The 13156-nt window shown below is 41.3% G+C and carries 3 protein-coding genes; all 3 read left to right on the top strand.

What is annotated here, in order from left to right:
• Positions 1-104: 104 nt before the first annotated feature.
• The 3 genes from BUB71_RS06290 (at position 105) to BUB71_RS19035 (ending at position 13091) form a co-directional block, all read left to right on the top strand.
• Complete coding sequence (locus tag BUB71_RS06290; RefSeq protein ID WP_073153966.1) at positions 105-6380, top strand: non-ribosomal peptide synthetase; 6276 nt, start codon at positions 105-107, stop codon at positions 6378-6380.
• A gap of 35 nt (positions 6381-6415) precedes the next feature.
• Positions 6416-12712, top strand: coding sequence for a non-ribosomal peptide synthetase (locus BUB71_RS06285; RefSeq protein ID WP_073153965.1), 6297 nt, complete (start codon positions 6416-6418; stop codon positions 12710-12712).
• Between the two features lie 121 nt (positions 12713-12833).
• On the top strand, positions 12834-13091 hold the full coding sequence (locus tag BUB71_RS19035; protein WP_139278997.1) for a hypothetical protein: 258 nt from the start codon (positions 12834-12836) through the stop codon (positions 13089-13091).
• The last annotated feature ends 65 nt before the right edge of the window (positions 13092-13156 follow it).

Genomic DNA, 13156 nt, shown 5'->3' with positions numbered 1-13156 from the left:
ATACCAGAAGCTGTATAAAAGGATGATTTAGTTCTATAATTGGGTCGTCCACCATATGTTAAAAAAACAAGAAGGTGGGCTTTTTCTGTTTGGGAGGCTGAATCATGAATCAATTGTCGGAAATAGAACAACGATTAATAAATAAATGGAATCAAACGGAGCTCGATTTACCGAATGTTCAGAGAGTTGAAGCGCTGTTGATTGAACAAGCGATGAAAAACCCAAATCATCTTGCAGTCGTAAATGGAGCGGATCGTCTCACTTATGGTGAATTAGAGCAACGTTCAGCACAATTAGCGTGGGTATTACGAGAAAAAGGTGTTGATAGAGAGAAAATTGTCGGCTTACTGGTCACTGATTCCATTTGGATGATTGTCGCCATATTTGCCATTTTACGCGCGGGTGGAGCGTATTTACCACTTGATCCCAACCAACCAATTGAGCGTTTAACAGAATTGCTTACAGATAGCCAGACAAAACTTGTATTAAAAGAAAAAGATGTTTATCTTCCTGGGTATCATGGAGAGATACTTGCGTTAGAATCAAGTCTTTTAGAGGCAGAAAATAGTTGGTCTGAGATAGCAGATGGGGATAAAAGGGATTTAGCATATGTGATCTACACATCTGGTTCAACCGGAAAGCCAAAAGGAGTAATGATCGAACATCAGTCGTTGCTCAATTTAATGATTTGGCATCAAACGTATCATCAAGTGACAGCGGATGATCGAAGTACACGATATGCGGGATTTGGGTTTGATGCCTCTGTTTGGGAAATTTTCCCATATCTATATGCTGGTGCAACGATTCATCATGTACCACATTCGATTCGCTATGATATAGATGCATTACATCGTTTTTATCAAGATAATCAAATTACGATTAGCTTTTTACCCACTCAGATTGCTGAGCAGTTTATGGAGAAAGAAAATCATACATTACGTAGACTGCTTGTGGGTGGAGATCGGCTACGTCGAATACAAACTCAACCCTATCAAATATTTAATCATTATGGACCAACGGAAAATACAGTCGTAACCACATGCTGGGAAGTGACAAAGCGCGAAGATGGAATGATTCCAATTGGTAGACCGATTGCGAATCAACAAGTCTATATACTTGATCAACAAGGAAAACCGCGGTCGATTGGCGAAGCTGGAGAGCTTTGTATAGGGGGACAGGGATTAGCCAGAGGATATTTAGGTCATGAATCCTTAACAAAACAACAGTTTGTTTCACATCCATCGAATCAAAATCGAAAAATCTATCGTACAGGAGATCTAGCACGATGGTTGCCTGATGGTCAGATTGAATTCTTAGGACGATTGGATCGACAATTACAAATCCGTGGTAATCGAGTTGAGCCCGCTGAAATCGAGGCAATGTTACTTCAATATGAAGCTGTGCAAGAGGTGACAATTGTAGCGGATCAAACGAAGCCAGGAGAGATCGAACTAACCGCCTATATTGTTTGGAAGGAAGCGGGGAGTTTTAAAGAACTACGCGATTATCTAGCCCATCATCTACCTGACTATATGATACCGCTAGCATGGGTGGAAATAGAGCAAATTCCCCTCACTCCCAATGGAAAAATAGACTACAAAGCATTGCCAAAGCCTTCTGCATTTCATCGATTACATTCAACATTTGCCGAGCCACAAAGTAGTACAGAACGCCGTTTGCAGCATTTATGGCAGGAAATATTAAACATTCCCGCGGTTGGTCGAGAAGATCATTTTTTCTGGTTGGGTGGTCATTCTTTAGCTGCGGGTCGTCTAGTTGCACAGATCAGGCAAGAGTTTCATGTTTCGATGAGCTTAGAGGACTGTTTTGCGAATCCAATCTTGCGTGAGATGGCAAATTGGATTGAATCTGCTGAGACTCATCGATTAAGACCTGTGCAAAAAGTTAAGCCATGTACAACCTACCCGCTTAGCTCTGTACAACAGAGGCTCTATGCATTGCAACAATTACCCGGAATTGGCTGCACATATCATACACCCGTTGTTTGGGAGATAAAGGGACCTTTTGACCTAAATCGATGGAAACAGGCTTGGAAGCGCTTGATGGAACGACATGAGGCATTACGTACTTCATTTCATTGGGAAGCAGGACAATTGGTACAAAAGGTACAAGATAACCTATCACTCCCATTTGAACGCTTGGAACTGGGCGCAGATGAACAGGTCAAAACATGTATGGAGTATTTTATTCGACCATTTCAGCTTGATCAAGCTCCTTTATTTCGTTTAGGACATTTGCCATTAGCTGAGCAACATCACGTATTACTCTTTGATATCCATCATTTATTGTTTGATGGTGAGACACTCAAAATATTACAGCAAGAACTTTCAATTCTATATCATGATGGATTTCTATCATCGCGGCATTGGCAATATCGAGACTACGTTTTTTGGGAACAGGATGATTTTAATCAAGTTGAGCACCAGAAAGCAGAAACATTTTGGTTAGAACAATTGAAAAAGCCGACCCATCATTTGTCATTGCCTACTGACTTTATTCGCCCCGCTAGTCAGTCATTTAAAGGTAAACGAATTGCATTTTCGATTCCCCCAGCTCTGACAAACGCTTGCAAAAAATTAGCTTTAGAGCAGGGAACAACACTCTATCTTGTTCTGTTAGCAGTCTATTATCTTTTGTTGGCAAAATATAGTGGGCAAAGTGAAATTACTGTTGGAACTGTTACGGATGGTCGAAACAGGCCCGAGTGGGCAAAAGTGTGGGGGATGTTTGTTCGAACATTGCCGCTGCGTGTAGAAATTTCCCAGGAAATGTCGTTTGTCAATTGGCTCTCTAAGATGACTGCAGTTGCGTTGCAAGCGTTTCATCAGGATCATTTTTCGTTTGATTCGTTATTGAGAAAACTGAAATTACCAAGTGATCGCTCAAGAAATCCTCTATTTGATACAGTTTTCATTCAACAACATCAAACAGCATCATTGATATTAGAAGGGTGTGAAGTCAAGACGCCCGCAATCCCTTGGAATCAGGCCATGTTTGATTTAACTTGGGAGATTGAAGAGCGGGATGTGATTCACTGCACGATTGAATATAATACTTCGTTGTTCCAAGAACAGACAATTCGTCGAATGGAGAAACATTTTACCCATCTGTTAGAGCAGATCATGGCCAATCCGTTTCAAACCATGAAAGAGCATCGTTTGACTACAGCAGCTGAAGAAAGCTTTATTTTGCAACAATTAAACAATACGCAAGTAGCGGAAGGAGATGAGTGGTTAAGTCAAACCATAATCGATCAGTGGACTGCACAAGTTCAGAAACATGCAGATCAGATTGCAATCGCATCCGATGAGAATAACATCACATATGCTGAATTAGATCGGTTAAGCAATCAATGGGCACATCGATTAACAGCGTTGGGCGTTTCCGATGAAAAGATTGTTGCCATTTTAGTGAAGCCATCAATTGAGCAAGTGATCGCCATATTAGCCGTTCTAAAAGCGGGTGGAGCATTTTTGCCGATCGATCTCAATTACCCAAGTGAAAGAATCAGGGCGTTATTACAGGATAGTCAACCGGGTTGGATCATCACTTCTGAAAGAGATTCCGTTTATTCAGATTTTGCAGGAACTATTTTAAGAGTGGATGATGCTGAATGGACACAAAATGCTTCTGATGCGCTGACGACTAAACCATTACCTAAGCATCTAGCTTATGTGATCTATACTTCTGGTTCTACAGGGCAGCCCAAAGGAGTAATGGTAGAGCATCAAGCATTACATAATCTTACACAATGGCATATACGGCAGTATGAGGTAACAAAGGATGATCGTAGTACGCGTCTTGCAGGGTCTAGCTTTGATGCTTCTATTTGGGAGCTATTCCCTTATCTAATAGCAGGAGCAACAATCTATATCGTCGATGATTCGACGCGAAAGGATGTTTTTGCGCTACAACGTTTCATCGCCCAACATCAGATCACGATCTGTTTTTTACCTACTCCCTTAGCGGAACCATTTATGGAGTTGGCACATCCAACATTGCGTGCCTTGCTTGTGGGCGGAGATCGCTTACGCCATGTTCCAGCAACAAGTTATGCTGTTTTTAATAATTATGGTCCTACAGAGAATGCCGTAGTAGCAACTTGTTATCAGGTAACAGGAGCAGAAGAGTCGATTCCTATCGGGCGACCCATTGCAAATAATCGGATATACATTATGAATGATCAGCAGCAGCTTCAGCCGATCGGCGTTCCAGGTGAGCTTTATATTGCTGGTGCTAGTTTGGCTCGTGGATACTTAGGACGCCCTGATTTAACAGAATTGAGCTTTTTACCAGACTCCTTTCAAGCTGGTGAGCGTATGTATCGGACGGGTGATCAAGCTCAATGGTTACCAGATGGCACCATCTCATATCTTGGACGAATGGATCATCAGGTTCAAGTACGGGGACATCGGGTTGAATTACAAGAAGTAGAGCAACAAATACTGCGTTATCCACAGGTTGAGCAGGCACTTGTTCTAGCAAGACAAAATGTGAAGGAAGAAACGATCCTCCATGCTTTTGTTGTTGGAGATAAGCGTATACAGGAGGATTTATACAAATTTTTAGCGGAACGATTGCCAGATTATATGTTACCCGCTTACTATACCATGCTCGACTCATTCCCACTAACTCCAAATGGAAAAGTGGATGAACAAGCATTACGTGCGATCCCTCTTGAATCAGTATTAGATCGAGAATGGCAGCCGCCTACATTACCAACTGAAAGATTATTAGCGGAGGTATGGAGCAGTCTACTAGAAGTGGAATCGATCGGGATCGATGATTCTTTCTTTTCATTAGGTGGGGACTCCATTCTGGCGATTCAAGTAGTAGCAGAATTATTTCGCCACGGATGGAAATTAGAAGTGAGTCAACTTTTACAATATCCAACGATCCGAGAATTAGCGCCTCAATTGACAGCAGAACATCCCATTGAAAGTAAGGAAACTGAAGAAAGTGGCGAGGTCAATTTAACACCGATTCAGCATTGGTTTTTTCAACTACCATTTGCTGACCGAAACCATTGGAACCAAGCAGTGATGCTCACCCAATCAGAGCGATGGAATGATAAGAGTATAAAGTCAGCCGTTCATGACCTTGTTATACATCATGATGCGCTCAGGATGTGCTATCGATTTACTGGAAATGAAGTGACCCAACTTAACCAAGCAGAGTCTGATCATTGCTATACAATTGAACATTTGATCTGGGATGGCAAACAAGCACAAAAAGAGTGGATAAGAAATGAAGCAAATCGTCTGCAACGTTCCCTTTCTTTAGAGAAGGGTCCCATGCTATGTTTTGTTATCTTTGAAACACCTAACCAGCATTTTTTACTCATGATCATTCATCATTTGATCGTTGATGGGCTTTCTTGGAGAATTTTACTAGAAGATTTCCATGCAGCTTATCAAGCGTATGAAAGAGGAGAAGCGGTTCGCCTCTTACCAAAGACAACTTCTTTTCAAGCATGGTCACGACAATTGCAACAATATGCGACAGGGGATGAGTTAATAGCAGAGATTCCTTTTTGGAAATCAGTTGAGGAGAAAGAAAGCTATCCTCTACCTAAAGAAGGAAGCGCATTCTGGCCTTGTCGATATGGTGAAACCCATTGGATTGAGCAAACGCTGCTAGCTGAAGAATCAAAGTTATTATTAGGCGCAGCCAATCAAGCCTACCATACTGAGAGTAACGAATTACTATTGGCAGCATTAGGACTTTCGGTCGAGGAATGGACAGGAAGGAAAAATGTCTTGATCGAGTTAGAAGGTCATGGTAGGGAATCTATCGTACAGGGGATCAATTTAACTCGTTCAATCGGATGGTTTACCACCCTTTATCCAGCCCACTTCCAATGGTCATCCCCAGAACTCAAAGATGTAATTTTAGCAATCAAGAAGCAACTGCGTGCCATTCCCAACAAAGGGATTGGCTATGGAGTATTACGTTATCTTACACCACCTGAGAGTCGTTCAGCTCTTTCTTTTCAATTGCGACCAGAAATTCGCTTTAATTATCTGGGGAAGATGGACAAAAAAATTCAATTTGCTGGGATGGGCAAACAATCTGCGTTGCTTGGTAACTGTCTGAGTCCAAATGCACCATTAGCACCATTGGAGATTTATGTAATGTTGAGCGGTGAACAATTGATCATTCAATTTCGCTATCATCGATTAACCTTCAGCAAACAAACGATGGAGTATTTATTAGACGACTATTGTAAGAATTTGAAACGGATTGTTCAGCACTGTTGCAGCCAAAATGGGACGCATTGGACAGTAAATGACTTTAGTGCAACGCAACTGGACGAACAAGAGCTAAGAGATTTTTTAAGTGATTTAAACAGACCATAGAAGCTTTTTATTTTATTTAAATGGAGGTCATCAAGGTGATTACCAAGGATAATATTCAAGATATTTATGAATGTACACCTCTACAAGAAGGTATTCTATCTCATGCCCTACAACATCCTCATGACCTCGCCTATTTTCAACAGATTAGTTTTCAATTAAAAGGGAACCTAAAACCAGAATGGGTCAGACAAAGTTTACAAAGCTTGGTGAATCGTTATGAAAGTTTACGTACGCTATTTCGTTACCAGGAATTCCAACGACCTGTCCAAATTGTATTCAAGCATATGGAAATTGAATGGTATGAATCACCATCTGTTTTAACTGTTGAAGAGTTGACAGAGTGGAAAAAGCAAGATCGAACCCGAGGATTTCAACTGACAGAAGGGCCCTTAATTCGCTTTGCTCTATTCACAACAGGAGAAGGGAAGTATGAACTGATCTGGAGCTTTCATCATCTCTTATTAGATGGTTGGTGTTTGGGGATTTTACTCAGCGATTGGCTAAAATTATATGAGTCAATTGCAAGTAAAAAGCCGCTTTCTTTGGGGAAAGTGACACCTTATCGCACTTATATCCAATGGCTGATGAAGCAAGATCGTGAAGCAGCACTCGCTTTTTGGAAAAAACAATTGGAGAATCTGGAAGTTTCGCATGGTTGGAAAAAAGAGCATGGAGCAAAATCTACTCCCGTTGTCCATCAGCAATTACAGTGTTCTTTTTCTGCCGACATGACCGCACGGCTAGCGGAATGGGCACGGAGGAGAGGGGTGACGTTAAGCAATTTAATACAGGCCTTATGGGCCATTGTCATGCAACGGATGAATCATTGTCAAGATCTTGTATTTGGAGCTGTCTCTTCAGGACGGCAAGCGCCTATTCGAGGAATTGAACAAATGGTCGGGCTTTTGATTCAAACCATCCCGATCCGTATTCAAGCAGAACCAGAAGAGCGTTTTCATCAGTTTGTACGCAAAATTCAACAAAATGCTTTTGCAGCAGAGCGTTATCATTATCTCTCATTGGCAGAGATACAAGCAGCAACATCCATTGGAAAAGATGGTATCAAGCAACTGATCGCTTTTGAGAGCTATCCATTAGATCTTTCATCATGTACTGCTAAATGCAGAGAGTTAGAATTTGAAATTTGTGGGATCGACGCTTTTGAACAAACCCATTATGATTTAAATCTGATCATCTATCCAGGTAAACGATTCACAATCAAGTTTTCGTTTCATCCAGATGTTTATACACAAGAGGAAATACAACAGTGTTTCCATGGATTAGAGCGGGTGGCAATGCAGATTCTTGATGATTCAGAGTTGCCTGTCAGTCAGTTATCACTCATCTCAAAGAAGGATAAAATATTAACCATTAGCCGAGCAGTCGAGCAACAAGTTCCCTATCCTGATCAACAGACACTACATGGGCTATTTCAATGGCAAGCAGAACAGCATCCAAATGGAATTGCAATTGTTGATGGAAAAAGAAAGATAACTTATCAAGAGCTTGACCAATACTCTAATCAATTAGCATGGTATCTAAGAGAAAAAGGTGTCAATCGTGAGACAATTGTTGGACTTATAGTAGAGAAATCGCTTGAGATGGTTGTTGCGATTTTGGCCATCTTAAAGGCGGGGGGTGCCTATTTACCTATTGAACCTCACTATCCTCGTGAAAGAATTACTTATTTATTACAGAATAGTCGTACACCCCTTGTATTAACAGGGACAGGTATCTCGGTTCCAGACTCATTTAATGGTGAAGTGATAACGCTTGATTCAGCGACTCTATACCAAGGCAAAGTAACTTCGCTACCAGCAGTCAATCACTCTGATGATCTCGCTTATCTGCTCTATACATCAGGTTCAACAGGTGAACCAAAAGGGGTTATGGTTGAACATCGACAAGTGATCCGGCTCTGGTTTCATGAACAAAGTAAGTGGTCAGTTCAAGCAACGGATCGTTGGGCGATGTTTCACTCCTATTGTTTTGATGTATCAGTAGGAGAATTGTTTGGTGCTTTATTGCATGGGGCAACACTTGTCTTAGTACCAACTGAGATTGCCAAAGATGCTTACCGATTGCGGCAACTGTTAAAGGAAGAAGAAGTGACCATCCTTTGTCAAACGCCATCAGCTTTTAGCGCCTTGAACACAGTAGAGGAAGAGGTGGGAAATCATGATCTGTCTCTTCAGCGCATTATTTTGGCAGGGGAAGCTCTAATACCAAAGCAGTTAACTTTTTGGAGTAGTAAGTATCCTCAAACCAAACTGATCAATATGTACGGACCAACCGAAGCGGCGATCTATGCTACAGTCAAAGAAATCGATCAAGAGACCATTGAGAAAAATTATAGCAATATTGGAAAACCTTTGCCGACTGTTCATTATTATATTTTAGATCATGAACAACAACTTTTACCACCCGGAATGGTTGGTGAGTTATATTTAGGTGGTGCTGGTATAGCTCGTGGATACTTTCAACAGCCAGCGTTGACAGCGAGCCGTTTTTCACCTGATCCATATCTTCAGCAAGGAAGAATCTATCGTACAGGTGACTTTGTACGGCAATTGCCAAATGGCGACCTTGAGTATTTAGGCAGAATTGATGAGCAAGTAAAAATCCGAGGTTACCGGATCGAGCTAGGTGAGATCACAACCCAATTATTAACACATCCAAATATAAAAGAGGCCGTTGTCGTGGTAGATGAAGGAGATCTCTGCGCATACGTGGTAGGAGATTTACTAATCGATGAGCTACGTACTTACTTAGCAGGCCGGCTGCCACAATATATGATTCCAGCTCATTTCATCTCGATTAAACAACTGCCCTTGACAACAAATGGAAAGCTGGATCGCTTAGCATTGCCTCATCCGTCAGAGCGAAAGGAAAAAGTGTATCGATCTCCAAGAAATAACTTTGAGAAACAATTGGTACAAGTATGGGAAGATGTACTTCAAGTAAGTCCAATTGGTATGGATGATGACTTTTTCAGGCTGGGTGGGCATTCATTAAAGGCATTTCAACTCATTAACCAGCTCAAAAAAAGATTAGGTTATTCTCTGCCCTTATCGATTTTATTCAAGGAGTCAACCGTGCAAGCAACAGCACAATATCTCCAACAATCATCTGATCCACGATTTGCTCCGATAAAGCCCATGCCCAAACAGCGAAAATATCCAGTTACCTCCATGCAAAAGCGGCTTTATATTTTGCAAAATGTTGAAGGAATTGGTGCTAGTTATCATTTACCTCTTGCCGTCGAATGGAAAGGAGTGCTAAATTTAGAAAGATTAACAAAAGCATTTCAACAGTTAGTGGCACGTCATACAATCTTACGCACTTCATTTCATTTAGAAGAGGGTGAAATCATACAAAAAGTGCATGACCAGGTCGATTTCTCACTCTCGAAAGAAAGAATCGCTGATGATGAGGAGATCAAGACATTATTGCAACAGGCGATTGTACCCTTTGATCTCAGTCGGGCGCCACTCTTTCATGCACAGGTATGGGAACGACCTGCGAAGCAGGAATGGGTACTCATGATTGACTTTCATCATCTCATTGCCGATGAATATACACTTCATTTGCTTTGGGACGAATTAATTGCCCTTTATGAGGGAAAAAAATTAGCACAACAATCGCTTGCGTATCCTGATGTAGCGATTTGGTTTGAGCAACAGCAAAAAAGGAAATGGATGCATGAGCAGGAGAAATATTGGCTTGAAACGCTGAAAGAGGAGTTGCCTTTATGGGAAATGCCCACAGATGCTCCTAGATCTGTTACGCCAGAGTTTACAGGTTCAATCTATCAATGGTCCATTCCTGAACAGCTCTATCAAAAACTTCAACAGTATGCCCAAGCTCAACGTACGACTTTGTACATGGTTTTATTAGCCGTATACACTATTTTTATTTCAAAGTGGAGTAAACAGATGGATATGGTGATTGGCATTCCCTTTTCAATTCGCTCTCATACCGACTTAGAGCAGATTCCTGGCATGTTGGTCAATACATTACCCTTGCGTCTACAGTTGAATCAGGAAAAATCATTTATGCAATTATTGCAGCAGGTAAAGGAAAGGATGTTATCTGCATATCAACATGGAGAATATCCGCTTGATCAAATTGTGGAAAAGAGAGCTGCTCTTTATCATCAATCACGGCATCCTCTTTTTGAAACAATGTTTGTTTATCAAAGTGAACAGATGGTTGAACAAAAGTTTCATCAGTTTTCGCTTCATCCTCTAAAAATCCCAACGGAAACAGCAAAATTTGAGCTAAGTTGGACTGTTCTAGAAACTGATAAACTAACCTTAGCGGTTGAGTACCGAACACAGCTCTATCATCCAGATACAATCAAAAGAATGGCAGACCATTTTCAACATATATTGGAGCAGGTACTGGAAGATGATGACCTGACCATCCCCAATATTAAATTGGCAAGTAATCAAGAGCAACAGCAACTGCTTGAATGGTCAGAAGCCAACGCTTCTTATCCCCAGCAGCAAACATTGCCACAACTATTTCAACAACAGGTTTCCCTTTATCCAGATGCAATCGCTGTTATAGATGGGGAAAGGAAGCTCACGTATCGCGAATTAGATCAGCGTTCGAACCAGTTGGCCCGACTCATTCAGGCGAAAGGAATAGGCAGGGAATCCATTGTTGGTCTGCTAATAGATCGATCACTCGAAATGATCATCAGTATCTTGGCTGTTTTAAAAGCAGGTGGCGCTTACTTACCTATTGAGCCCGAATATCCGATGGATCGAATCGCTTTTCTCTTGCGAGATAGTCAGGCAAAATTACTGATAACAAATCAAAATGACTCTACTTTGCTTGCCTTTTCAGGTGAATGCTTAATGTTGGATGAGCAGACTTATCAAGGTATCGATTCATCAGCGCTTTTGCTTGAAAACAGTCCAAATGATCTAGCTTATGTCATCTATACATCCGGTTCAACAGGACAACCAAAAGGGGTCATGGTTGAACATCGTCAAGTGACAAGGCTCTGGTTACACGATCAATGTCAATTCGATTTTGATCAAAATGACCGATGGGCGATGTTTCATTCTTATTGTTTTGACGTCTCAGTAGGTGAATTATTCGGTGCTCTCTTACATGGTGCTACATTGGTTATGATTCCAAGCTGGGCTACTAAAGACCCTAAGCAGTTTAGACAGATTTTACATCAAGAACAAGTGACAGTCCTCTGTCAGACACCAACTGCTTTTACAGCACTCTCAAACTATGAGCAATCTCAAGCAGATCATGCACTATGCATTCGTTATCTACTTTTAGCGGGTGAGGCGCTGCTGCCAAAACAACTGCGTAAATGGCATAAAATCTACCCTCAAACCAGGATATTTAACCTTTATGGCCCTACAGAAGCTGCTGTTTATGCCACGATAAAGGAAATGGATCAGCAAACGATGAAATGTGATCAGAGTAATATTGGGCGTCCAATGCCTACTACGTCTGCATATGTACTTGATGATCAACTCCAATTACAACCAGTTGGTGTGGTTGGAGAGCTATATCTAGGTGGTGCAGGTGTCACACGTGGCTACTTGAATCAGCCACAATTAACCAAGAAGCGTTTTATTACGCATCCATTTCGTAGTGGGGATCGACTTTATCGAACAGGTGATTTGGCGCGTTGGTTACCAAATGGAGAAATTGAATATCTCGGTAGAGACGATGATCAGGTAAAAGTCCGGGGGTATCGGATTGAATTAGGTGAGATTACAGCACGCACCCTTGAACATCCAGCAGTAAAAGAAGCGGCAGTGATCCTGCATAAAACAAAATCTGATACAGCGACAATCGTTGCTTATATTGTAGGAGGCACGCCGAAAGAGCTGCGCACTTATCTAGCCAAGTATTTGCCTGATCATATGCTTCCACACAATATTCTTTCCATTGAGAAGCTACCCAGAACAACCAATGGCAAATTAGATCGACATGCATTACCAACCCCTGATCCTAAGTCTCTCATACAAACGGAGCATCTACCTCCTACTTCTCCAGCTGAGCAATTATTAGCTCGGATTTGGGAAGAGGTATTAGGCATAAAGTCGGTTGGTATAAAGGATCATTTCTTTACAATAGGCGGGGACTCTATTTGCGCTATGCAAGTTGTTGCTCGCCTGCGGCAAGCAGGTTGGGAATTAGAAATGAAAGAATTATATCGATTCCCTCATATTGCAGCGCTTGCATCAAAGCTTCGACCGTTATCGACAAAGAAGATAGAAAAAGGAAAAGGGGAAGAAGTTTCAACAGAGGATATCAAGCAAGTACTTAATTTTGTGGAGCGTAACTTCCCTTAATCGGATTGTAACCTTTCACATAGTTGATCGACCTACATTGAATCTTCCAATTGTTTCATCGTCCGATCAACTTTCAATCCAGATAAAATTTAAAATAAATGTCATGGATCGAGGTGGAAAAGTGCACTTTCAGATCAATGATTGCAGCTTATGGATGACTTCTAGGCAGTATGAGCAATTGCGTAACGCACTTTTTGAACACTTTTTGCAAAAGTACCGACAGTATCGAGAATTTGCAGGGAAATCAGCTGAAGATTTGTTTCAAGAAGAAGTAAGTCAAATAGAAGCATTATTGGTCAAGTTATTTCAATTTGATAGAGAAAAATTGTACTCAGATGCAGAAGAATATTATCGGCGGGTACGTCATGTGAGCTATTGAAGAAAAAACCAATCAAAGAGTAATAGGGGTGATCGTCAAAACGTGAAATATTGACGGAACCCAAT

It is taken from the genome of Seinonella peptonophila, from assembly GCF_900129355.1.
Lineage (GTDB): Bacteria > Bacillota > Bacilli > Thermoactinomycetales > Thermoactinomycetaceae > Seinonella > Seinonella peptonophila.
The sequence above is the reverse complement of the archived record's forward strand: the minus strand, read 5'-3'. Positions and strand labels throughout refer to the sequence as shown.

What these genes read in the sequence shown, in the direction of transcription:
- BUB71_RS06290 (WP_073153966.1), top strand. Translation starts at nt 105, where the DNA reads ATGAATCAATTGTCGGAAATAGAACAACGATTAATAAATAAATGGAAT.